Consider the following 25604-nt stretch of genomic DNA (forward strand, 5'->3'; position numbering starts at 1 on the left):
TTTATTCACTTAAATATAACAACAACTTGTTGTTTTTGAGACATTTACACAAAAAATAAAATTTGAATACGAATCATTTAAAATGATATCATTCAAAATTGATTTCAATTAGAAATTGGCCAAATGATGGCAAATAAAGCTTTTGGAAAAAAGGGCCTAATCTTTATTTTTTGAAATTTCAGAGAGAAAAAAGCAGGAAGAGCAAAAATTGCCATGAAATCCGATTCTTGAATTTCATCTTTTTCATGATTTACTTTTTGTATCTCGAGCGTTTTCCATTTTTCCAAAAACCATTTCTGCATCTGAACAAGATCTCCTTTTTCTTTTCATTTACTTCCCGTAGAGCCCTCGCTGTTACCATTTTCCGTTGCTCCTTTAGGGAATTTAGAATTAGGATAGGCCGTATTGAAATTCTAGTGAAAAGAACTGGTATTTCATTCAGGCCGGCTAACTTCTAAATTCCGTTGTTTTGCAATAGTATAAGTGGTAACAGCGATGGGAGATGGTGAAAAACTAGGTGAAGAGGCATCTATCATTACTAGAAATTAATTACTTGCAGGATTTGGCGGACTCTTGACTAGCGGATAGTACGAAATTCTCTTTTTTAGAACATCCTCACTAATCCGTTAGTCATGTGTCCAAGACCTCCCCCAAAAGCTCTTTTCCTGGAACGCAGAGGAAGGGAAAGTGCTTTGGGGGATGAACTGCATTTTCCATATTTCAAGAAACTTGATAAAAACGAGTAATTCGTTCCATCCTTAACTTCAAATTATTTGCTCCAGGATTTTTTCGTGAAGCACCTTCCCATAAATCTGTGTTGTTTTTAAGGATTTATGTCCAAGCATCTTCCCTACACTCTCAATAGGAACTCCTTTAGAAAGAGTTGCAATGGTAGCGAAAGTGTGGCGGGTCAAGTAAGTGGTAAGGTCCTTTCTAATTCCTACTATATGGGATGATCAAAAATTGTTAAACATTTCCAGTATCCCCATTATTAACAAGACCTGTAAACAATTGATTACTTACTCAGATAGTAGAAACAGGTCCAGACCATGTTTTCACCACAGAGTCAATATTTATAAGTTACTGAAGCCACGAGATCTTATCTAATCTAACATTATGGATAAAGGTTTCCCAGTGGCTCCATTAGGAAACTGTATACCCAATAGACTGGAGATGGTGGGGGCAATGTCAACGATTTCAGAACGTTGAGTTGTGTGGCCGTGCGTAATCCCTGTGCCATAGAAAATTAAAGGCACATGGGTGTCATAATTGTACCCGCTTCCGTGGGTGGAACCGGTAGGGAAGGAGGAGCCTATTACCGCAGGGTCAAGAACAAAAATTACATCGCCGCTTCTTTTGTGATGGAAACCCTGCTGAATGGCAGAGGCCAGTCCACTGCTAAACTGCGTTTGCTCCAGCTGCGTACGGGTGAAGACCTTGCTAATCATATCCTGATTCAACAGGAAATCCGCAATTCGTTGCTCCACGTGCTCCCGGGTTAAACCTGCACTTCTTATGGCCTCGTGGTTCAAGTAAACCGGTCCAAAGACCATTTCAATAAGGTCTTCCCGCCGAAATTCTTCTTTCAGGAAATCTTCCAATTTTGTGGAAAGTATTGAAGTATCTGTATAACCGGCAGGTATTTTCAATGATTCTAGGTAGGAAGGTACATCCCCGGCTCCGTGATCTGCAGTCAGAAATATGGTATAGTTCCCTTCCCCTACACTTTCATTTAGCGACCTTAGCAATTTGGCGATATTCCGGTCAAGGCGCAGATAAGTATCCTGAACTTCCTTGGAATTCACTCCGAAGATATGCCCCACTTTATCGGTGCTGGAGAAACTGAGAGTGAGAACATCCGTGTAGTCATCCTTCCCCAGCTCCTCAGCTTCAATTGCTGCCAGCGCGAAATCCAGAGTGAGATCATTTCCGTAGGGGGTATTGACGATAAGGTCGAAACCTTTATTTTCCTCCCTCAGTTCCCTCAGATCATAAGGAAAGTCGGCAGTGGATTCTCCTCTGAAACGTCCTTCGAAATTGTTCAGGTCATCGCCACTTTGCGTATAGGTGGAAATGTCATGCAGGGTATTCCATGTTTTAAAGTAAGATTGCGCAACCTCCGAATTATTAAAATCCTGCACCCATTTCGGCAGTTCCTCAAGATAGAACGTACTGCTAATCCATTTGCCTACATTTCCCCCTTCGAACCAGTAAGCGGCATTAGCAGTATGACCTGCCGGCAAGATGGCACCCCTATCTTTAAGAGAAATGCCTATGGTCTTGCCGCGGAACTGAGTGTACAGCCGGTTCTCGTCAGCAAAGCTGGTGACCTTCATCCGGTGAGGTGACATTTTTCCGGCCGAGGAGGTGGTCCCGACGGACGACACGGAGCGGTCTTCAGCACAGTAAACAATTTCACCTCCAATTTTATCGTACCAGATATTATCAATGATCCCGTGGTTTGCAGGCCCGGTGCCAGTAAATACAGAAGCGTGTCCGGGCCCTGTTACGGTAGGGGCATAATTAAAATGGTTGTTTCGGAAATTAAAACCATTATTCACCAGCTCTTTAAAACCGTCATCACCAAACTGGTCCCAGAAACGCGTCAGGTAGTCATAGCGCATCTGGTCCACAACGATACCTACCACCAGCTTGGGTTTCGCATTGGGAAGGATCTGAGCCTGTAGCGGGATGGAGCAGCAGATACAGAAGAGGAATATTATAAAATGTCTCATGAGTATAATAGTTGTTTTGTTTTAGAATATAAGGTCGAAGAATAACGAAATATCTTCAGGAGAGTCCAAGAGGTCAATTCCTCTCAGAAAATATTCCGGCCCTCAGCTCGGTTCCTACCATCTCCCCCGGTAGGATCTTCAACCACTCCCCTTTTGCAATAGCGCCTTCAGGATCGTCGGTACCGGCAGAGGTCCATGGCTCCAGGGCCACGGTGTAACAGTCGCCCCACCAGGGGAAATCCTGCGTGGAGTACCGCTCCTGCCACTGCCATAAACATCTGAAAAGATCTCCCTGCCAGTTCAGCTCGAAGCCAATGTTACGTTCCCGGTTGAAGATCCGATACCAGGCTTGTTTGGGATAGCCCTTTAAATAGCAAAGTTCGCTGTAAGCTTCCGCATGCACATAGGGAATTTTACCGGCATCTACAGCCTGCCCCTCCAGATCCTCCCCCTGCGGCCAAAAAAAATCCCTCCCCGGGGCAAAGCGTCGCGGATGGGGCATTCCGGGATCTGCCGTAAAGGTTTTGGCATTGGTCTCGATCTCCGCTCCCTCCTTTAAAAAAGGCAACCCAAAAGCAATATGGTGCCCCCACATTATATCAAGGGGAGTCCTTCCGAGATTGGTCAGATTTTCCGAAATGATCAGGTTCGGTTCTTCCATTTTCAAGCTGAAGATCTTCTCCAGTCGAAGGGGCATCCGTAACAGATCTATACTGACCTTTAACTGTACCTCTTCCGGGGTGTCTTTAAGGATGGAATACTTCCAGGGTACCAGAGCCACTTCCCCATGCTGTCCCAGGACACTGCCCCGGTAATTGAAGGCCGGGCTGTTAGGCAGGGCCTCCTGCCAGCCGCCATAGTAGTACTCTTCGAACTGTCCGCGGGGATTTGGCAGCTGACTTTTCTCCAGTTGCGGGTTTCGAATGCCTTTGGGCAGCCTGAGCAGGGGATCGAGATCCGCAGGCTTATACCTGAATTCAAAGATATCACTCCCGCGATCGACCAGGATGCCGATTCGGAGAAGGCGATTCTCGAGGAAGACGACTTTCATTCCTTTATAGGTCCAGTCCTCATTGATCCTGCAGGCGTTTTCCTGGGAGGTGTCCATTGTTCTCTATTAAATTATTCCTCGCGCCTGCTTCCGGCAATTTCGATTCCCAATCCTCCGTCAATCCTAATGGCTTGTCCGGTCATAAAAGCTGCTTTCTCACTGGCTACAAAGGCGATCAGCTCCGCAACCTCCTCTGGTTGGCCCACCCTCTTTAGCAGGTGCATCTCTTCACATTCTTCAAATACTTTTTGAGGATGGGGAGATTCAGAAAGGGCATTGCGTAGCATCGGGGTATCTATGGTACCGGGACAAATGGCCACTGAACGGATCTGCGGGCTGTAATCCACAGCTATGCTTCTTGTGAGTCCGAGCAGTGCAGTCTTGGCAGTGGTATAGGCGGCAACGCTTTTCTGGGTAATAAAGGCCTGGACACTGGAAACATTGACGATCACTCCTTTTCCATTCCTTTGCATGGAAGGAATGACTTCTTTGGCACAAAGGAAATAGCTTTTGAGGTTGATGTTCATCAATCGGTCCCAGGCTTCCTCTGAAGTTTCGGTAATGCTGCCATAAAGCTGGATTCCCGCATTGTTGACCAGCAGTTCGATCTCTCCGAAATGTTTGATCGCCTCGGCTATGGCCTTGCTGACTTCCTCAGCTTTGGAAACATCGCAGCGCAGGTACCGGGAGCTGCTTAGCTCCTGCTCCAATCCCCTGCCCGCGGCCTGATCAATATCGAGGATACTGACATAAAACCCCTCCCGGTTAAGGATCCTGCAGCAGGCGGCTCCTACCCCCTTGCCCCCCCCAGTAACTACGGCGTGCTTTTTCCTTTCCATGTTATTGTTTTTGAAATTCTACAAATTTCTGTTCCTGCTGCCCCATTCCCTCAATACTCAGGCGGACCACATTCCCCGGTTCCAGGTACCTAGGAGGCTTCATTCCCAGTCCCACCCCCGGTGGCGTGCCGGTCGTAATAATATCGCCTGCTTCCAGTTTCATGAACTGGGAAATGTATTGGACGAGGTAGGCGGGTTTGAAGATCATCGTTCCTGAATTCCCGTTCTGCATCTGGTCTCCGTCCACCCATAACTGCATCTTCAGGTCATTGAGATCCGCAATTTCTTCCGGAGTAACCATCCAGGGTCCCGCGGGACTGAAGCCGGGGCAGGATTTTCCTTTTACCCACTGGCCTCCGCGTTCTATCTGAAATTCCCTTTCGGAAATATCGTTCATGATAAAATACCCTCCAATGGCCTCCCCGGCCTCTGCTTCCCTTTCGAGATAGAGTACATCCTTTTTCAGGACAAAAGCCAGCTCGACTTCCCAGTCGGTCTTGCTGCTCCCCTTTGGAATAGAAATCTCATCATAGGGACCACTGAGGGTATTAGTCGCCTTCATAAAAAGGATGGGTTCCTTAGGTGGTTCCATTCCGGATTCTGCGGCGTGATCAGAAAAGTTGAGGCCGATACAAAGGATCATATTGGGTCGTGCCACACAGCTGCCCCATCGCTCGTTGTCCGGGACCTGCGGAAGCTTATTCTTCCTAACATCCATTACTTCTGCCAGTTTTTTCAGACCCTCCTCAAGGAAGAATTTCCGGTTCCAGTCCTCGAAGTATGCAGAGCAGTCGTAGCGGATTCCATCCAGGAAAACACCCGGCTTTTCATTGCCCCGATTTCCAAATCTTATAAGTTTCATATCAGTATTTTTTTTAAATTCTAAATTAACTATACCTGATTAATTATTCTCAGGTATTTAGACCAATAAACCCTCCGTCGATAGGATAAATACTACCTGTAATAAATGCCGCTTCATCACTGCACAGGTACAACACCAGTTTCGCGATTTCTTCCGGCCTGGCCATTCGGCCAATAGGCTGGGTTTTGGCCAGTTTATCCAACATCTCCTGTTCCCTTCCCTGGTAGTTTTTTGCAAGGAATCCATCCACAAAGGGGGTGTGCACCCTGCCGGGGGCGATGCCGTTACAACGGATATTATAATTGATATAGTCTCGCGCCACAGAAAGGGTCATAGTGGAAACGGCCCCCTTACTCATCGAATACGCAAAACGATCCGGTAATCCTACGATAGCAGCCACCGAGCTCATATTGATGATACTGCCTCCGCCGGTGGATTTCATATATGGCAGTGCCACGTGCAGACAATTATAAACACCTTTTACGTTGATGCGGAAGATGCGGTCAAAATCTTCCTCAGAAGTCGTCTCAGCCACCCCTATATGCGAAATCCCAGCATTGTTGATCAGGATATCCATTTTCCTTTCTATTTCAAAGATCTCTGCAAACACCTGTTTTACCATATCCTGGTTTGCGACATCGCAGCTCAGGAAATTGGCTTTATAACCCCTGTCTTTAATTCCTTCCACAGTAGCCCTGCCATTTTCCTCCTGCAAATCGAGCACGTATACACCAGCTCCCCGTTCCGTAAGGCTCTCAGCAATGGCCTTTCCTATTCCACTTCCACCACCGGTAACAACGGCTACTTTATTATCTAAGTTGAACATGATTTTCTCATTTAGTTAAACAAAATACACACTGGAGTACCGCAATTAAATTTCGGCCCCTGCTCTCCTGTCGGCAGACCGGTTTGGGCATCGAGACGGAACGGTACAATAGTATTGGAATTCTGGTTGGCCGACAACAACCACTGTCCCGAAGGGTCTATATTGAAATCTCGGGGTTCTTCACCTTCAATGGAGAAGGTCGAATGAAGTACTGGCCGGCCTTCCCCCTCCAGGGAAAAAGTCGTCAGGCTGTGGTGATTTCTATTAGAAACATATAAAGTTTTGCCGGAAGGATGTATCCGTATAGCTGCGCCTGCAGGCTGTCCTGTAAAATTCTCCGGTAGGGTCGACACCTCAGAGATCAGCTCCAGATCTCCAGTTTCGCTATCAGACTGATAGGTCTGCAGGTTGGCATCGAGTTCGCAGAAGACATAAACCAGGGGGAACTGTGGGTGGTAGACCAGATGTCTGGGACCACTGCCGGCAGGAACGGAAATTCCCTTTTTTACCTTCAGGTTTCCGCTGTCATAGAGATCGTGCAGCCAGATCTTGTCGCTGCCGAGGTCACAGGCGTAAAGCCAGCGACCGTTCGGGGAAATCACCGATTGATGAATATGCGCCGCTGTCTGGCGTTCCGCATTGGGACCACTGCCCTGGTATACCAGAATTTCCGGATTAGGGCTAAGGGAAACCCCGTCGAAAATATGCTGGCTCAGAACTCCATTGGCATAGGAGGAGACGAAGATGCGGTTACCTTCCTTTTTACAGGCGACGTGGCAGCTCGAAGTGCCAAATGTCGTCTGGGCTGCGATGGGCATCAGGGAGGTGTCCTCTTCAATGGAAAAGACGTGGACTTCCCCGAAGTTCTCGAAATTATCGCCTGCAGCAAACAGATGCCCCTTCTCATCCTTTGCCAAATAGGTTGAATTCAGCGGCTTTTCGCATACATGTTCTTGTCGGATCTCCCCAGTTTCCAGATGCAGGGTGCAACTGAGCAACCCCTTCCCTTTGGCTTCCGGAACATAGGACCCTGACTGTCTATAAGTGCCGACGAAAAAGTTCTGTTCTCTCTTCATAGGTTTTCAGGAATTAGTTTCATTTTCTATTTGCTGCAGCAGGGCCTTGAAATAACCCATGGCGAAGGCCATTCCGGCATGCCAAGGTGCCTCACAGCTCATCTGCGGGGCGTGGTCGGGGATCAGCACTCCCTCGAAATTGTGTTTTTTGAGAAGGCGAAGAATCCGCGCCATATCGATCTCCCCCTCGTCGACAAAGGTTTCCTTATAGTACGGCACCTTATACCTGATATTGCGGCAGTGCAGATAGCCGATCTTATGGTTCTTTGCGAAGTACTCCACCGCCTCATAAAGATCCCCCTCAGCCATTTCGCCCAAGGTCCCTATACAGAGCTCCATTACATGGTTCGGACTGGGCTCCATGGCCATCAGCTCCTTATAGTGGTTAGGGTGGTATCCCAGTCTCGGTTGCTGCCTCACTTTCTCCAGCGGTGGGTCATCGGGATGAATGGCGAGGACTACGCCAGCCTCCTCTGCCATAGGCAGTACCTCCGTGAGGAAAGCCCTGTAACGGCGTAGAAGTTCCTCGTGACTGATGCTCTCAAGAAAGCCCTCTGGGGGGTTGCGATCATAGATCATGTTCCAGGCCATTCCCAGGGGAATGGGGGCTTCTATGTCCTCGGAAATGCCGTCCATCCCGACGGCTTCGGCCCCTCCGCGTGCAAAAGCACCTTTGATCCTTCCGGAAACACCCGCAAGGGCAAAATTGTAACCTAAGATCGGGATCCCCGCCTCCCCCATGTTCCGGATCAACTGCTGCACCTTTGCAATTTGCTCGTCCCGCTTTGGACCGTCGAGCAGGACGTCGTGCCAGAAGGCGGGACTGATATTCTCCAGCGCCTCTAGGGTGAGACCGTGTTTGGCCATATCTTCTTTTAGACCCCGGAGCTTCTTAACGGACCACACCTCTTCTTCTATAGCATAACCCCAGCCGCGATTTACTGTTCCCACAGGCTGGTCTTTGCCACCATCAGAATCTCCCTGATAAAAGTAATCGGTGAGATGGGCTATAATATGAGTAGCACCCGCTTGTCGTGCGAAGGCGTAATTACTGTCGTTGAGCATATGCTGGTAAAGTCCGAATCCGAGATGCATAGGTTTGTTTTAGGTTAGAAGGTTTAAAATTGGAATGTTTAAAGGTTTATTGATTAAATGATCCGGATGATGGGGAATTCCTGACGAGGAAGCTGTAATCGCCTCCTCCGAGACGATAGAGCTGGCGGTTCTCTTCTTTGCGGAGGTAAGTGATGCCGTCTGCTTTTTCTGCAATTACACCACTTTCCATTACCTGCTCCTGACTATCAGCCGGCACATATACGGTTGCTGTGGTGTTGGCAGGGATGCTGATGTTCCAATGAAAATCCCCATCCAGGAGCTCCCATTCACTTTTTATCATTCCGTAAGGCGAATCATGGGAGGCTTTCACGAACTTCAGATCCCCTGTCAGAGTTGGTTTCATGAAGATCTTTTTGAAAGCGGTTGCTTCCGGATCGGGGGCTATCCCTGCCAGGTCCTCGTAATACCAGATCAACAGATCTCCAAGCAGCATTACGTGATTCCAGGAGTTCATGAAGGGATCGGCGGTGTCGCTGTTCCACAATTCCCAGACAGTCGTGGCACCTTGTTCCACCATGTAACCCCAGCTGGGGTAAGTAGTGTTGGTCGCGAGTTTATAGGCAATATCAGGACGACCGTGATCCGTGAAAATCCGCATGATCGCCTGTACCCCGATCAGGCCTACGCTTATATGCCCATTGAAATCCTCCATGGTCACCTGGACAAGGTTGTCGAAGACTTGCGACGTGAATTCCTCCGGCACCAGTCCGAAATGCAGGGCCAGCACATTGGTGGTCGCGGTGTTGTTCTTATAAGCTTTGGCTTCAGCATCGAAAAATTTCTCGTGGAACGCCTGGCTTACCTGTTCTTTAAGCGACGAAAACTCTTGAGCCTCCCCGGTTTTGCCCAGATGTTCTGCGAAGCCTTCCATGATCCCGAGCAGATGGTAATAATAAGAAGTGGCCAGTACCCCGGGCGAGGTCTTCCGTGAGGCATCCTCGGTATGAATCAGCCCCGGTGCCTCAGCCGGCACTCCCCAGTCGCCGTAATTGTCTCTTTCGATTATGAAATCTTTCATATACTGCTCCCGCATATAGCCCATCCATTTTTTCATGGAATCGTAGTGGAGGTGGATCCCTCGATCTTCGCCGAACTGATCGTGAAGCATATCTGCGATGAAGATATAGGCAGCGGGCCATGTGACATTGTCGGTGTGTACTTTCCAGTAGGTTGGCGCAACATCGGGGAGGCTGCCACTGTCAAACTGGCTATCCTCAATGTCCTGCAGCCATTTGGTGTAGAAGTTGGCGTTGTCAAAAAGATAACTCTCTCCCCTGGAGCCAGTAGCCCGATCACCCAGCCACGCCTGGCGCTCGTCACGCTGGGGACAGTCCGTGGGAATGCTTCGGTAGTTGCCCCTAATCCCCCAGCGGGCGTTCTGATAGATCTGGTTGATCATCTCATTGGAGGTGGTAAACTGACCGGTGGGCTGTAAGGCATCGTGCACTACTCTGCCGGTGAAATTATCAAGTTCGGGTTCTTCGGGATAGCCCACTACTTCCAGGTATTGGAAACCGTGATAGGTGAATCGAGGCTCCCATACTTCCTCTTCCTCTCCTTTGAGAATATAAATATCGTTCACCTTGGCGGTACGTATTGGATCGAGGTAAAGACTGCCATCCGGATTGAGACGTTCAGCAAAACGCAGAGATACCGTATCGCCTTTTTTGCCTTCCACCCTGATTTTCACCCAGCCCACCATATTTTGACCCATATCCAATATGAAGGTATCCTTTTCAACTTCGGATATAGAGACAGGTTCTACCTCGCCAATCACTTCGATAGGCGGGATCATCTGGGCACTGAGAATTTCGGGTCCCGGCGCTACCCTTTCTGCCTGCAGCCAGTCAGCATCCTTAAAACCCGTGGCGTTCCAACCTGGCATCTCCTTATTGGCATCATATTCTTCCCCATCAAAAGCATTATTGGCGAGAATGGGCCCTTCGGCAGTAATTTTCCAGCTGGTATCGGATACAATGGTCTCCCTGCTCCCATCCGTATAATCCACCTCAAGTTGTGCGATCATTTTGGGAAAACCGTAATGGGTCAATTTGGAAGAATCGTAGTAGAGTTCAATTTCGTCGATCCTCACTCCTACATACCTCCCGTTCCCGAGGATCACTCCCAGGGCATTCCTGCCCTGGGCAAGATTTTCTGTAACGTCAAAACTCATGTAATAGGCCCGTTTCGGATATTCAGCCAAAGCGGGAGCCAGTACGGCCTCACTGATCTTTTTGCCGTTGATGTAAAGTTCGAATAAGCCCAGACCTGCAATATGGGCAGTAGCGGCCTTGACCTGCTTCGGAAGCTCAACCTCCTTTCTCAAGTAGCGTGCTGACATCCGGGTAAAGGTAGTATCAAGTTTGTCAGCTCCCATTTCTCGATCCAGTCCAATCCACTCTCCTTTCCAGTCAGAGGGCTCAAGAAAGCCCATGGACCATTGTGCCGGTTCACTCCAGTCCGATTCTTCCCCCTGCCCATCCCAGAGCCTCACCTTCCAGAAGACAGCGTCTCCAGATCCCAGTATTTTACCTTCATAGGGGATGTAGAGGCTCTGGTCGGATGCTATTTTGCCCGAATCCCAAAGGTCTCCCTGATTCTTCTCGAGAAGTTCTCCGGAGCTGGCGACGAGGATGCGGTAAGCCGATTGAGATGCTCCTCGTTCTCTGGAAGTAGAAATCCAGCTTAGCCGGGGAACCCTTACGTCAATTCCTATGGGATTATCTAGGTTTTCAGTAGTCAGCTGGGCAGGTTGTAGTCCCTTTTTCACCCTTTGGACAGGTGGAGCGCAATGAAGCAGCAGGAATGAAAGGAGAAACAGGAGCTGTTTAGGTGTATTGGAAAGAAAAGTTGATCGGGTCATCAGGGTCAGTCTTTACAAATATAAAAGTTAACAGACCAGCTTTAGGAAAAGATCCCGACGGGGCCTTTTTTCATAAAACCGTTACCGCCTGATGTCTATTTCATAAGTGAAACTATCGGCGCGGTAATATCCGATGTTGTATTCAATAGGCCGGTCCCCTGGATCACATACGAGTCGTTTTCTCATCAATAGAGGACTCCCGACTTCAACCTTCAGGTATTTGGCCATATCCTTATTGGCAGTGATGGCATTTATACGTTCCTTGGAAACCGAGGGTACAGTGGCATAATCCTGTTCGAGGATATCATAAAGGTGGCGGGAGAAGTCTTCGTTTCCGGTCAAGCCTATCCTTGGATGGAAATAGGAGACGAACCTGACGAAAGGTCCATCATTAAGCCCCCTGTGGCGCTCCAGCTTAAGCACTTCTTTTCCTTCGTCTATCTGCAGAAGATGAGCCACCGTGGTGGAAGCTTTTTCCCAAGATACCTTGATTACATAGTTGACAAACTCCACCCCCTGGCTGTACATTTCCTCGCTGAAACTCGCCCAGTTGCTCAATTTGGTGCTGACAGTTTCTTTTACGGCACGGGTGCCCACCCCTTTTTTTCGTACCAACAGGTTTTCGTGCTCTAGCTTATTGGTAGCCTGTCGGACGGTATTTCGGGAAATACCGAGAATTTTGGCCAAGTCTACTTCTTTCGGCAATAGTTTTCCCTCCTGATACTCAGGCTTCTTTATGATCTCCCGCAGCAGTTGTTCCACTTGGTAATGTAGTGGAAGACTGCTGCTGTGATCCAATTTGAATTCTATCTCTTTTGGCACTTCTTCAGAGGTTGTTGTCATTTTTATTGGGGTAATGTTAATTAGTAAAAATACGAATATTGTGCGGTTAATATTTTTTTCCTGTTGACTCACTACTAGGCATCTCCAGCTTTAGGTTCCAGGAAGGAATATTATCCCCTTAAAACCTCGGCACATCTTCAAATACCTTTCCCACCGTCGACAGGCTCCAGTCATCAGTACGGAAGGGAGCCAGGGGGAGGCCGGCCGAATTGTACAGGTCAAGTTCTCCTGGATTGTCGCTCCACGCATAGCGAACAGCTACGGGAACTTTAACTTCTGGAGCGGCAACCATAATCTGATCTCCTTGCAGGCAAGCCTGGGCCCAATAGAACTTCTTATCGGCACCGGCGATCTGAAAGCCTCTGATATACCCATACCTGTCGGTAGTTTGCAATCCTTCCCCCACAAAATTGAAATGGAGAAGTATTTTGCCCCCCTGAAGCTCCATATCCTTGTACTGTGGACTCCTCGCCAGCACGTCTCGGTCATAGGCTTGTGCAAGAGCCAGCATGCCAAGGCGTTTTCCAACATCTTCCTTGTTTTGGGGATGGATATCTCCGGCTTCTCCAAGGTCAATGGCTACCCCCATACCTGTATTCGGTTCCTGCAGGGCCAACGTCTGTGCTTCCCTTAGCTCCGCCCACGTCGATTCCTGAGGTTGCTCTGTTTCCTCCCGGTAGTTTGCCAGCTGGACAAAGAGGAAAGGAAAATCGCCTTGCGCAAACTGCTTTCTCCAATCCCTGATGAGAGCAGGAAATAGATCGCCATACTCAGCAGCCCGTAGTTCATTTGACTCTCCCTGATACCAGATGACGCCTTTGATGCCAAGTGCTGTCAAAGGGGCAATGGTGCCGTTAAAAAGGACGCTGGGGGAGGAAAAAGGGGAAGCATTCGGCAATTTGGGGGCATCAAATTCGGTAGGGGAAATCCCCTTACCCTTACGGTACTCCCAGGTTCCCCAGAGCACTTCATTGCCCCAGAAGGCATTGGTCGTAAAGCCTCCAATACCTCCGGCATCAAAAACCCTCACTACAAGAAGATTATCCCGCTCCTTAAGCAGGCTCGCTGCCACTTTGTAGTTTCTATGATTATGTCTTCCAAAGGTTTCACCAACCTTTTTTCCATTAACCCAGGTAATATCATAATCATCGATCTGTAGCAATTGTAAATCTAAGGAATCGCCTTTGAAGTTTTCCGGCAGATCAAAATTCTTGCGAAACCATACGGCCCCGTCGAAATTCCTGAGGTCTTCCATTGACTCCCAGGTGTTACCTGCTACCTCGACAGGTTTCCATTCAGAAGAAGCTTTTACTGAAGACTGATACCATTTTTCCTGCATTCCGGGACCTGTATAATAGTCTTCTTTGGACCAGGACTCGGACCCACTCTCAAATGCCTGCCTCAGCTCCTCAAAACTTTTGGTTTGTTTCAAGTTAAACTGTGGGAATTCTTCGAGGACTTCATTGCTCATCCAGGTTTCTATTGCCGTGGCACCAAGATTTGCTGAGATCAGTCCGATGGGAACCCCGGTATTTTTGTGGACAGATTTTCCAAAGTGGTAGGCAACCGCCGAAAAATTTTCAATGTTCTCCGGGGTTAGCCTCTGCCATCCATAGTTGACAGCTTCCCGTCGCGGCATATAATCCATTTCCGGCTGAACCTTGAGCAGACGGATCTCTGCCTTCCCGATCCATGCCGTATCGGTCTCCCTGAAATCGGTGCTACGTATCGGCCATTCCATATTGGATTGGCCCGAGGCGATCCACACATCCCCGACGAGCACATCCTTTAGCTCCTCCTTGTAGTTTCCGGAGGAGATCTCAATGGTATAAGGCCCTTTTTCTTTTAGTGCCGGAAGCTCTACCCGCCATTGGCCATCTGCATTAGCCCTGGAGGATACTTTTTTGCCTTTCATACTCACGGCCACTTTTGTTCCGGGGGAGGCTGTCCCCCAGACAGCTATGGGCATCTCTCGTTGCAACACCATCTCATCGGTAAAAAGGGAGCCGAGTTGAAAAAATTCCTGCGCCCTTAATGAGAAGCTCGATAAAACCAAAATAAAAAAGCAGATCCCCTTCGCGGGGAAAGGAATCTGCTTGATGAAACTTAATGCATTTTTCATAGGTACTCTTATTAGCCAGTTTGCCTGATTAAGTTAGCCCAATTTCATTTTCCTCTGGGTGGCGCAATCTTACTTCCGCACATAAGCCTTGATCGTGGCACATTTCTGTCCTTCTGAAGCTCCATAGGGGCGAATGGTATAATCACCCACAGCAGCCGGAACGATAAAGGTCTCTGCATAATGAACTATAAATGGCTCAAACGCCCCCGTAGGACTTTCCACGATGGCCTCCCTTCCTTCCACCAGGTTCAGAACGTTGACCCCTCCCCCGGTGTTGTGTGGAGCAGTACCGGTAAACCAATGGCGGCGGGTCTCTATATGGACCGTCGGAGACAGACCTGTACTTTCTTCTATCCAGCCATCTCCTTCGGCCACCTTTTCGATCTTATTGATCAATTCCCTCTTACTAAAGTCTTCTTTCCGCGACCAGTCGATCACCTTCTCCCCGTGCTCAATATTGATCGGACGTGGCAACCCATCCAGACCCATTCGTCCCCAATCCCAGAGCTTAAAGGTGAAGATATAGGGAGTTGCGCTGATCTCCAATACAACGCTGTCTTCTCCCGAACAGTGAACGGTACCGTTAGGAATGAGGATATGGTCGTGTTTCTTAATTACATATTTGGCAACATATTTATCAGCATCAAAGTGGCCGCCGGTTTCCTGGGCCTCCTTTAGCTGGGAGATAAATTTCTCAGGCTGGACATCATCTTTAAAACCCAGGTATACCACGGCACCTTCCTCAGCCGCCATCATATAGTAGCTCTCGTCCTGAGTATATGGCATTCCAAACTTTTCTTTTATATATTCCTTACTTGGGTGAACCTGCAGACTTAGGTTCCCTCCTTTCATCGTGTCGAGGAAATCGAAACGGATCGGGAATTCAGCACCAAATTTGTCGGTGACATAGCTTCCTAACAAATCAGTAGGCTCTCTTAGCGTAAGATTGATGGCAGGCGTTTCAAAAGTCTCTTCCCCAAAACTGAGCAGGATGCTGTTTTCTTCCGGCACACAGTCGAAACTCCAGGCATAATTAACAGTAGAGCGGTCAAGGTCCATCACCTCTTTCATCCATTGTCCCCCCCAGGGTCCCGGATCGAAGAAAGGCACCACCCGAAAGGGCTGCTTGTTTACCTGCTCTAGTGCCTGTGTCAGGACCTCTCCGGAAATTCCCTTAGGTTGCTGTTTTTTATTGGCATCGATAAAAATATCGACCTGTTCGAAAATAGCCATTTTATGGCGATCCAGCATCCGCCAATCCACGAAGTAAGACTGCTTATAGCGCCGTGCAACATCAATGTTGTTATTAGACACCCCAATATTCCCCAATTCATTGCTTCGCATGCGTTGTTGGATTTCCCAGCGCGACATATCTATATAAACTAGAACATCAGCATCGGCACATAACCTAGCCCCGGGACCATAGATCACTTTTAAAGGACTTGAATCCTTTTCGATCTGAACCTTGAGCTCCCTTAGCCTTGAAGGATCAAAAAAATCATTCATTTCAAGGTCCGTCATGTAACCGAAAATTCGGTCATCTGTAACATATGGAAAGACCATTTCGGATATGCTGTTTTCATCCTTAAAACCAGCAGTAGACTTATAGCTACTGTGGGGGCCTAAGTATTGTTTAATGGCCGTTTGCACCTCGGAATCATCCACGCCCTGATAAGTGTCAATCACCAAAGTTGTAACAGATGGTCCGGAAACGACACTGAGTTTTTCGCTTATTTGTTTAAATATATTTTCCCAACCCACAAAGATTTCATCTTCACTTTCGCTAATTTTTATCTTTGGAGTTTTATCGTAATTCGATTTCATTTTGATTTTCTTTTTTCTTTGGCCTTAAGGGCCGAATTATTTTATAAGTTATACTTGATCAAAAACTAATACAAATAGAATTTCCTGCTATAGTTTTTAAATTTTCCTTATCTATTATTGGAAGACTGCCCTGTTACAAGAACAGTCCTAAAGTGCAACTTTTTAAAAGTCCTTTCATTTTTCCTTGGGTTGTATTAAAAATCATTCTAGTTAAATGAAGTATGTTCCATCTTAAATAATTGCCACATTCCCTGTAGACCCGCATATTTGGTCTGTACTGCGGCGGTTATTTGGATTCCAGTTTCAGGTAACCAGGAGCGCTCCCTAATTCGTTTTTCAATAAAAGGTATAATCTCTGCTTTGCTCTCCATGATACCCCCTCCGAGTATAAGCTTATCCGGATCGTAAGCGTGTAATAAATTGATTATCGCTGCCGACCAGGCTTCCATACTTTTCAATTTTAATGCTTCCGCTGTGGTGTCGCCTTGTGCAGCTGCCGTAAAAATATTTTTAAAACTCAAGTCTTTCGCTTTGAACAGGCTGCTATCCTGATAGTCTGGGATCTTCTCCAAATTCTTTGAAAGTGCCCAGGTAGATCCCGCAGTTTCCACACAGCCTTTATTACCACAATTACAAAATTCTCCTTCAAAATCTATGGACATATGCCCTCCGAGATTTCCCGCCAGATAATTACGGCCTCGGAGCAGATGTCCTTCCAGGAGCACGGCCGATCCCATTCCAGTCCCCAAAGTCACCATTAGCAAATTATTATATCCCTTTCCCGCGCCATGCTGCCATTCCCCGACCAAAGCTGCTCTTGCATCATTTTCTATAAGTAACGGCACCTGCCAATGTTTTTCAGCCCATCCACAAATGTCTGCTGTGTGGGCATCGGGATACTTCACGTATCTGGAAATTATCTGTTTGTTCTTAAAATCTATTATTCCAGGAAATGCAATGCCGATTCCTTTTAAGACATAGTCCGCCCTCTTGAGCTGGTTAATATCTGCTACCAACTCCTCCAGCCTATACTCCATACTCATGTGTGCTTTGGCATCCAGAATGGTGGCACGCACTATTTCCCCATGTTGATCCAGTAAGGCCATTTTAATACGGGTTCCCCCCATATCGATCCCTAAAAATACTTCCTTCAAATTCTTTTCTTTTACCTGAACCTACAGGCCAGGCCCATTAATTTTCCGCTTATTATCAATTGAATCTCCCAATTATCATCCTTCCTCAGATTTAACTTCCATTTCAGCCAACTTCTCAGGGGATCTCCAGCTTTTTTCAATTTCCTCCAAACTTCTCTGTTTGGTCTCAGGAATATAGAACCAGGTAAAGATGAGCAGAAAGATTGCGTTCCCCATGAAGATAAAAAAGGTGGTTGCACCTCCAAGATTGTCCAGCGCCATAGGAGTGAGTTGGGTGATCAAAATTACACCTATCCATAAAATTAGGGTACAGAATGACATGGCCACACCCCTGGTTTTTGTTGGGAAAATCTCCGAAATAAGCACCCAGGGAATAGGTCCCAAAGAGGTTGCAAAACTTGCAATAAATCCCAGGATGAACAATAGCAACCAGGGGCCTCCAAAGATCTCATATTGAAAACACAGTCCAGTACCAAGAAGACACAGGATCATTCCGGTCACACCGCCGAGGAGTAACTTCCTTCTTCCCGCTTTGTCGATGAGCCAGATGGCCACAAAAGTAAAAACAGTGTTAATAATCCCTATTAAAATAGTTTGAAAAAAGGCAGACTCTACACCCATTCCAATACTCTTGAAGATCTCAGGAGCAAAATAAATGATTGCATTGATTCCGGTGATTTGAGAGAAAAGTGCCAGCACCACCCCTACTATCAGGGCCATCCTATACTTCTTGCCAAAAAGCTCTCTAAAGGTGCCTCGCTCCTCATTTAAAGTTGACTTTATTTCATTTTCGATAGCGGGAGCCTCAGAACCGTTGATCCTGACCAACACATCCCGGGCTTTCTCATCCTGACCATTAGCCAAAAGCCATCTGGGGCTTTCAGGGACCAAAAACAAAAGAAAGAAAAAGATTCCTGCAGGGATAATCTCTGACCCCAGCATCCACCTCCATCCATATTCTACATTCCACTGGGTATCACCAGAGACAGAAATCAGATAGTTCACTATGTATATGACATTTATTCCCAGCACGATGGCCAATTGATAAACACTAACCAGGGTACCTCGAATCTTTGCAGGGGCCGATTCTGAAATATATAAGGGGGACAACATAGAAGCAGCTCCCACACCTACACCTCCAATAAACCTGGCTACAATAAAAAAAGTAAGGTCATTTGCCATGGCCGAACAAACGGCAGAGATGGAAAATAGGAGCGCAGTAACCAGGAGGATCTTCTTACGACCCCATCTGTCACTTGCGTAACCCGCTACCATAGCTCCCAGGACGCAGCCCCAGATAGCGCTACTGGCTGCCCAGCCAACCATTGCCGGACTCAGGTCAAATTTTTCCTGTAAAAAACCGATTGCTCCTGCAATCACGGCAGTGTCATACCCGAAGAGCAATCCGCCCAGGGCAGCTACAACGGTTAATTTGATGATGTATTTCTTCGAAATCTGTGCTGTTGGCATGTTTCAGTTTTTAAGAGGCTACTTATTAAATTGAATTTTTACAAAGCGAGGTCTGTAAAGATTAGGTTTGTCCTCAATGATGTCAAAGAATTTAAAACTGTTGACGTTATAGCTTATCAATAATTCTCCAGGTTTAGAAATGGCAGGATGTGCTTTGGCATTATAGGTAAAAAGGTCCGGATCATTAACCTCCTCAGAGGTATTCCAGATTTCCTGTTTATCACCAAAAGGTCCGACGGGTGAATCCGCCAGCTGCATATAAATATTTGGATTAATTCCGCCTCCCTGATAGATCAAAGCATATTGACCATTTTGCAATTTTGATACACTGAGTTCATTCGATACCTGTTCAGCAAGGACTTCCATGATGTTGTGATCTTTGGTCCAGGTATCTGCTGCTTTAAATTCCCAGGTACTGAAATCCTCAATAGTTCCAGCATTAGTTCTTGCAACTACCAGTTCCTTATTTGGTCCTCTCACTCCGTAGATATATACCTTCTCTCCTTCTATATACACTCCTGCACCATACGAAATTGGTGGCCCCGAGAGTTCTTTTCGGGAATGAGGAATGTTCAACTGTCTTTGGGGATCCAGAGGTAGCTGGTTTTTATTTTCAAATACCAACAAATCATTCCCAACTTCTTCAAAAGGAAAAGGACTTCCGTCGTGGGTGTCTCTAATTTGGTACGCAAATATGTATAAATTGTCATTTGCCGGATTTACAAAGCCATCTCCAAGCCAATAGTATTCATCATCCTGGGTATCTGGCGTAAACATGGTCGTTTTATTTCCAGAGGTATCCTCGGATAAAAAGAATTCGGTTGTGGAAGGATCCTGTCCCTTTTTATATAGTCCTACGGAGTTATGGACCATCAGGTATCCGGGTTCTAGTTTTCCATCTCGGATCTCTCCGAACATTGTATCGCTGAAAAGAAACAATATACTGTCCGAAGCTGTTGAAGTATCATCGCCTGAGTAAGGAATGGCAAATATTCCATCACCTCCGAACCAGCCCGAGTCCCTTTTAAATACGGCACTCCACTCGGGTGCCGGAGCAACTGAAAACTCGAGGTTGGTGTCAGGTTCATCCGGAACTTCTTTTTTCTGTTCCTTATCGGAATTACATGACCACAACAGAGTGGAAAAAAATAGTAGGCGAATTAAAGATTTACCCTTGGATAGTTGGTACATAATTTTCTAGTTTTCACACCCGGTTTAAGGAAAACCCCAGGTATTGATTAAAAATATCCAGCAGCTCAGTGGAGGCTTGGTATGGCCTGGACTACTGCTGTGATTAAAATTATTCTTTTGATATTTAATCTTTTGGTTCCGGTTTAAAGGTGTAGAGAAAGGTCTCGATTCCCAAACCAAGAACTGTCAGATCAATCTCTAATGAGAGTTGAAGTTGGTCTACACTGAGAGTCACTATTTCATACCGTTCTTCCTGAATAATATCCGGCGTAAAGACATTATATTTTTCCATAACAAAGAATTCACCATCCTCCGTAATGTACCAGTTAGCATAAGGTGTTAAACCATCAAATCCACAATTACCGGTTCCTGTAATTGCACCGTAGTCTATGCTCATGGTGCCATCAGCATTAAATAAGAACGCGTTGTCCTTTTCACAATCATTGATCACCTCCTCATTATCTTCATTAACATGCTTTATTGATGTCCATACCCATTTTTTAGTAACCAGATTGTCCAAAGGAGATAAAGTTACTACCGTCGTGAGATCACTAGTCTGGGTTTTGCCTGCATCCGTGACGGCTGTGAATGTAAAGCCCACAAGTTCATCCACATCTGCTACGGTAGGTTCGTAAGCGAACTGATAATCAAAGCTTGTGCCGGAGGCCTGAACTTCCAATGTGCCTCCATTGCCAAAGCTTTCATCAACTTCCAGGTTAACGGTCTTTTTGATCTTAAGACTTTCAAGATCCTGATCGGTCTTTACGTGAACAGAAACAGTAAGGGTCTCATCTGACTGAAGTACCGTGCGGTACTGTCCTTTCCCTGGACTCTTCTGTGCATCAAGTTCGATGATAAAGTCTCCCTGGTCGAAATAATCTTCTGGTCCCTGGGCGTCATCCGCTTCACAGCTTAGCACCAGTGGCAGACAAAGCATAAGACCAATCCTAAATATTTTAAATTTTTTCATTGCTTACATTATTAAATTATTTCCTGAATTAATAACCGTCGTTCTGTGGCAGATTTGGGTTAACATCTCGTTCCCTTTGTGGTATTGGAAACAAGTAGTGAGTGTTTGAGACCTGGACACCTTTGGCATCCATTACCGCTTCTTCTAATCTGCCTAAACGGACCAGATCAAACCAGCGCTTGCCTTCAGCGACAAATTCTCTTCCTCTTTCGGCTACTATCAAGTCTATGAAGCCTTCAATATCAGAAGCTTCTACCTCTTCCAGGCCAGCACGTTTCCGTACAATATTCAGGTACTCATTGGCTTCTTCAAAATTTCCTAGTCTTGCTTGTGCTTCTGCATAGATTAACAGTACATCAGAATATCGGAGCACTGGAAAATCCTGGAAGGAATCTCCTGCAGTCGGCTCGGCGATTCTGTCCCAGTACTTATCAATCCATACGCGATCCAGATTCACTGTGGTTCCGTCATTGGCCTGGAATTCAGTTAGGAAGGTAGCTTCCCTGCGCTCGTCTTCTTCTGAAAAAGTCTCATATAGATCATTAGTAGCATATTGCCAACCCTGGGCATTAGTAATACCAGCTTCAGAACTTAACACAGAAGGCAAAAGTCTTACATTGAATTGTCCCACCTCCCAGAAAGAAATAGCACCGCCTCCGTTTCCAAAACCTACGGAAAATATAGCTTCTTGGCCACCTCTGTTAGTCATTCTAAAATTATCCGAGAAATCCTCCCATAAGTCGTAAGGATGTTCATTAATTACTTCCATCGCTTCTTCAGATGCCAATTGGTATTCTCCCATGGTCAGATATACTTTCGCCAACAGAGCTGTGGCAGCTCCACTTGTAGCCCTCCCTTGTTGAATTTCACCATCTTTAGGCAGGTCTTTGGCATCTCTCAAGTCCTGGACGATCTGTGCATAAATTTCATCAACGGAAGATACTTCAGGATTAAGCGGTGTTTCTTCCGAGACCAGAAGAGGTACTTCTCCGAACATCCTCACCAGGTTGAAATAAAGTAGTCCTCGTAAGAATTTTGCTTCGTTCACCAGACGGGCTCTGAGCTCCTCATCCATATCGATTTGAGGAACCCTGTCTATAGCAATATTTGCTAAGTAAATGGTCTTATAATGCATTTGCCAAATCTCCAGGACAGCTGCATTTTCTGCATTATGGCTGAAGTTAGCAAGCTGGTCGAACTGAGGAGTTCCGAGTTGATTAGAAAGCATCTCGTCCGAAGCTAATCCCATGGTCACCCAAAAAGTACTGTGATAAACCCCAGCCGTGTTGCCAGCATTGTACGAACCCAGATAAGCATAAATTGAATTAACAGCAGCAATTGCATCTTGCTGAGTGGTGTAGTAGTTGCTTGTCGCAACCTGATTTTGAGGGTCTTCTTCCAGAAAGTCACTACAGGAAGAAAAGCTCCCAAGAAGAAAGATCCCAAAAATGACCTTTAAAGATTTTGATCGTAAACTTTTCATATCTTCTTTTTTTTATTTTTAAAATCCTAAGTTTATTCCTACAGTGTAAGTTTTAGCCAGTGGATATGTTCCACTGTCGATACCTACAATATTAGTAGACCCTGCATAAGCGTTACTCTCAGGATCATAGCCACTGTAATCAGTTATGGTGAACAGATTGGTTGCTCCCCCATAGATGCGTAACCTGCTGACCCCTATTCGAGCTATGGCATCTGCCGGTAGTTCGTAACCTAAAGTGATGTTCTTTAACCTCAAATAGGAAGCGTCTTCAACGAATCTGGATGAAAATACCGAATTAAATACATCGCCAGCGTTGGCACGAGGATATAAGTTACTCGGATTCTCCGGGGTCCATCTGTTCAATCCAGCTTCAGCCAACACATTTTGCTGTCCGTTTAGGTTCTCAAGGTTTACCTTGTTCAGGTTCACCATTTCATTGCCCTGCGAGCCCTGAAAGAAGATATTCAAATTAAAGTTCTTATAAGAGAAATCATTGCTGAAGCCCCAAGTAAAATCTGCTTCTGCAGTACCTAAAACGGTTCTGTCGAATTCGTCTACAAATCCATCAGGTTGTCCCTCAGGACCACTTATGTCTCTGTATCTCCGATCACCGGCCTGAGGTGTTTCTCCTCTGAGCTTTGGTCCTGATGAAGCCTCTGCATCTGATTGAAAAATTCCGTCGAAGACATATCCTTCAAAAGTACCAATAGGATATCCTTCTCTTAGAATACTTCCTCCAACAAGGAGATTAATATCTTCATCCCTTGAGAGATTAGTAATTTCGTTACGGTTTACCGAAATATTACCCGAGGTATTCCAACTAAATTCTCCGGTGAATATATCAGCACTGAGTTCCAGACCAAATCCGCGGTTATTGACATTCCCAACATTCAGCAGGGTGGTTTGGAAGCCGCTTGTGTATGGTATTGGAGTTCCTAATAAAAGGTCAGATGTTCTTTTATCATAAAAATCCGCTGTAGCTGAAAATCTACCGTCCCAGAAGGTAGCATCTATTCCTATGTTTGCTTGACGGGTTGTTTCCCATTTCAGATCACGGTTTGGGTATCCTGTAGGTTCCTGTCCAAAAAACACTGTTCCTTCAGGACCGTAGTTAAACACCCCTTCTCCAAATGGTGCAATCAATGCCAAGGAATTATAAGGCCCTATAGACTGATTACCAGTTATACCGTAGCTTAAACGGAGTTTCAACTGGTCAAATATATCCTGGTCCTGCATAAAAGGTTCGTTGGAAATTCTCCAAGCAAATGCCCCTGATGGAAAGAAACCGAATTTATTTCCTTCAGCAAACTTTGAAGAACCATCTGCCCGTCCTGAAACTGTAAAAATGTATCGGTCCATCAATGCGTAGTTAATTCTTCCGAGATAAGACAATAATGACCATTCAGATTCGCTGTTGGCTGGATTTTGAGGATTTTCAGCCGCTCCTAAATTATGGTATCCTGTACGGCCATCAGGAAATCCGAAAGCGAGTGCAAAAAGAGATTCGTTCTTAAATTCCTGCATTGTGAAACCAGCAAGAACAGTCAATCGATCGGTATCATTAAACGAATGATTGAAAGTAAGCGTGTTTTCGTTAAGCCAGGTCAGAGCCTGTAAATCGCTGATAGAGGCTTCTCCATTGCTACTCTCCGCCTGTTTGAGGAAATTTGGCCCAAAAGTACTGGCCTTTGAGGTGACTGCATCAATTCCTAAGCTTGTTCTGAATTTTAAATCCGTAATCAATTCATATTCTGCAAAAACATTCCCAAGAAGTCTTGAGGTATTAGTTACTGCCACATATTCCAGAGCTTCTGCAACAGGATTAGCAATTCCTTCCTTTCTATCGTGTTCATATGTATATCCCCCGGGAATATTTGGGTTGTAAACTGGAAGAATTGGATTCATTTGAAGGGCATTGGAAATGACCCCTTGATTTAAACTACCCGCTCCGGTCAGTACACCATTGGAGTTTATTCTGGCATATGACAAATTTGTCCCTACATTGAGACGTTCATTAAGGTCCCTCTCTAGATTCACTCTGAATGAGTACCTTTCAAAGTTTGAACCAATGACAATTCCATCTTGTGTGAAATATCCTCCTGATATAGAGTAATTTGTCTTATCATCACCTCCTGAGAAGGAAAGCTGGTAATCGGATACGGGTGCTAGACGGAATAATTCCTCCTGCCAATCAGTACCTTCTCCTAAGGTGGATGGATTAACATAAACAGGGTTTCTTCCGAAATTCATCTGAGCATCATTCACCAAATCTGCATATTGGGTAGCATTCAACAGCTCCAACTCATTGCTTACTTGCTGGACTCCATAATAAGCATTAAAATTGACCGTACCTGCACCAGATTTCCCCTTTTTTGTGGTTATAAGAATAACTCCATTTGCTCCCCGGGAACCATAAATAGCAGTTGCAGACGCATCTTTTAATATTTCTATGGACTCGATATCATTTGGATTAATGGTGGCTAAAGGTCCTACTCTGGGCCCACGAGCCCCCACAGCCGTTTCATTTCCATTGCTGTTCACCAACATACCATCAATCACATAAAGAGGTTCACTGCTGGCATTAACAGAACTCGTTCCCCTGATGCGGATATTAGTTTCACCTCCTGGAACTCCGGAAGCCTGAGTTACCTCAACTCCGGAAGCCCTCCCCTGTAATGCTTGTTCAAATGTGGTGGCAGCAACATTTTGTAATTCTTCGGAACTTACCGAGGAAATAGCACCGGTAAGATCTGATCTTCTCTGACCTCCATACCCGATAAGAACCACCTCAGCAAGCTCTCCTGTCTCAGGTGCGAGTTGAATATTGATCTCTCTCTGGCCCCCCACCACTACCTCTTGCGTCTCATATCCCAGGTAGGAAAAGACCAGTACGGCTTGCTCTCCAGGGACATTAATTTCATAATTCCCGTCAAAATCAGTCATGGTGCCTACCGAGGTGCCTTTTAGAAGTACATTTACTCCCGGAAGGATATCCCCATTGGTAGAAGTAACAGTACCCGTTATGGGGATCTCTTGTTGGACTATCGCCGTGGTGACTGACGTAAATGCTTGGACACTAAAGCTAAAGCAGAACAGGAACACCGGAAACAGCCAAGCCTTTTGATAACGAAGGACTTCCATATAAAAAATTTTAGTTGTTAATAATTAATTTAATGTTT

Annotated in this window: 18 protein-coding genes; all 18 read right to left on the reverse strand. The window is 46.1% G+C overall.

Features of this window, described 5'->3' with window-relative positions; genetic code table 11:
* Nucleotides 1-764: 764 nt before the first annotated feature.
* Nucleotides 765-947, reverse strand: a complete 183-nt coding sequence (locus V5739_RS05640) for a tyrosine-type recombinase/integrase (protein ID WP_423820449.1) — start codon at nt 945-947, stop codon at nt 765-767.
* Nucleotides 948-1103: 156 nt separating this feature from the next.
* On the reverse strand, nt 1104-2735 hold the full coding sequence (gene pafA / locus V5739_RS05645) for an alkaline phosphatase PafA (RefSeq protein WP_423819974.1): 1632 nt from the start codon (nt 2733-2735) through the stop codon (nt 1104-1106).
* Between the two features lie 73 nt (nt 2736-2808).
* The gene (locus V5739_RS05650; RefSeq protein WP_423819975.1) at nt 2809-3843 is read right to left on the reverse strand and encodes a DUF4432 family protein; all 1035 of its coding nucleotides are present in this window, start codon (nt 3841-3843) and stop codon (nt 2809-2811) included.
* Between the two features lie 14 nt (nt 3844-3857).
* Nucleotides 3858-4625, reverse strand: a complete 768-nt coding sequence (locus V5739_RS05655; RefSeq protein WP_423819976.1) for an SDR family oxidoreductase — start codon at nt 4623-4625, stop codon at nt 3858-3860.
* Between the two features lies 1 nt (nt 4626).
* Nucleotides 4627-5487, reverse strand: coding sequence for a fumarylacetoacetate hydrolase family protein (locus V5739_RS05660; protein ID WP_423819977.1), 861 nt, complete (start codon nt 5485-5487; stop codon nt 4627-4629).
* Between the two features lie 49 nt (nt 5488-5536).
* Nucleotides 5537-6313, reverse strand: a complete 777-nt coding sequence (locus V5739_RS05665; RefSeq protein WP_423819978.1) for an SDR family NAD(P)-dependent oxidoreductase — start codon at nt 6311-6313, stop codon at nt 5537-5539.
* Nucleotides 6314-6324: 11 nt separating this feature from the next.
* Nucleotides 6325-7389 (reverse strand): lactonase family protein, encoded by a 1065-nt coding sequence (locus V5739_RS05670; RefSeq protein WP_423819979.1) that lies wholly within the window; start codon nt 7387-7389, stop codon nt 6325-6327.
* Nucleotides 7390-7395: 6 nt separating this feature from the next.
* Nucleotides 7396-8484, reverse strand: coding sequence for a mannonate dehydratase (locus V5739_RS05675; protein WP_423819980.1), 1089 nt, complete (start codon nt 8482-8484; stop codon nt 7396-7398).
* A 46-nt stretch (nt 8485-8530) separates the two neighbouring features.
* Nucleotides 8531-11368: a glycoside hydrolase family 78 protein gene (locus V5739_RS05680; protein WP_423819981.1), complete on the reverse strand. Its 2838-nt coding sequence runs from the start codon at nt 11366-11368 to the stop codon at nt 8531-8533.
* 81 nt (nt 11369-11449) lie between these two features.
* On the reverse strand, nt 11450-12211 hold the full coding sequence (locus tag V5739_RS05685) for a GntR family transcriptional regulator (RefSeq protein WP_423819982.1): 762 nt from the start codon (nt 12209-12211) through the stop codon (nt 11450-11452).
* Nucleotides 12212-12329: 118 nt separating this feature from the next.
* Complete coding sequence (locus tag V5739_RS05690; RefSeq protein ID WP_423819983.1) at nt 12330-14333, reverse strand: sialate O-acetylesterase; 2004 nt, start codon at nt 14331-14333, stop codon at nt 12330-12332.
* 69 nt (nt 14334-14402) lie between these two features.
* Entirely contained in the window at nt 14403-16157 is a 1755-nt protein-coding gene (locus tag V5739_RS05695) for a class I mannose-6-phosphate isomerase (RefSeq protein ID WP_423819984.1), read from the reverse strand.
* Nucleotides 16158-16363: 206 nt separating this feature from the next.
* A complete protein-coding gene (locus V5739_RS05700; protein ID WP_423819985.1) occupies nt 16364-17311 on the reverse strand; it encodes an ROK family protein in 948 nt (315 codons plus the stop codon).
* 75 nt (nt 17312-17386) lie between these two features.
* The gene (locus tag V5739_RS05705) at nt 17387-18781 is read right to left on the reverse strand and encodes a sugar porter family MFS transporter (RefSeq protein ID WP_423819986.1); all 1395 of its coding nucleotides are present in this window, start codon (nt 18779-18781) and stop codon (nt 17387-17389) included.
* Between the two features lie 18 nt (nt 18782-18799).
* Nucleotides 18800-19972, reverse strand: coding sequence for a hypothetical protein (locus tag V5739_RS05710; protein ID WP_423819987.1), 1173 nt, complete (start codon nt 19970-19972; stop codon nt 18800-18802).
* A 124-nt stretch (nt 19973-20096) separates the two neighbouring features.
* Nucleotides 20097-20942 (reverse strand): lipocalin family protein, encoded by an 846-nt coding sequence (locus V5739_RS05715; RefSeq protein WP_423819988.1) that lies wholly within the window; start codon nt 20940-20942, stop codon nt 20097-20099.
* A 28-nt stretch (nt 20943-20970) separates the two neighbouring features.
* Complete coding sequence (locus V5739_RS05720) at nt 20971-22425, reverse strand: RagB/SusD family nutrient uptake outer membrane protein (protein WP_423819989.1); 1455 nt, start codon at nt 22423-22425, stop codon at nt 20971-20973.
* An 18-nt stretch (nt 22426-22443) separates the two neighbouring features.
* Nucleotides 22444-25566, reverse strand: a complete 3123-nt coding sequence (locus V5739_RS05725) for a SusC/RagA family TonB-linked outer membrane protein (RefSeq protein ID WP_423819990.1) — start codon at nt 25564-25566, stop codon at nt 22444-22446.
* Nucleotides 25567-25604 lie beyond the last annotated feature (38 nt).

The sequence above is a fragment of the Salinimicrobium sp. TIG7-5_MAKvit genome (assembly GCF_049569215.1).
GTDB classification, from domain to species: Bacteria; Bacteroidota; Bacteroidia; order Flavobacteriales; family Flavobacteriaceae; genus Salinimicrobium; species Salinimicrobium profundisediminis.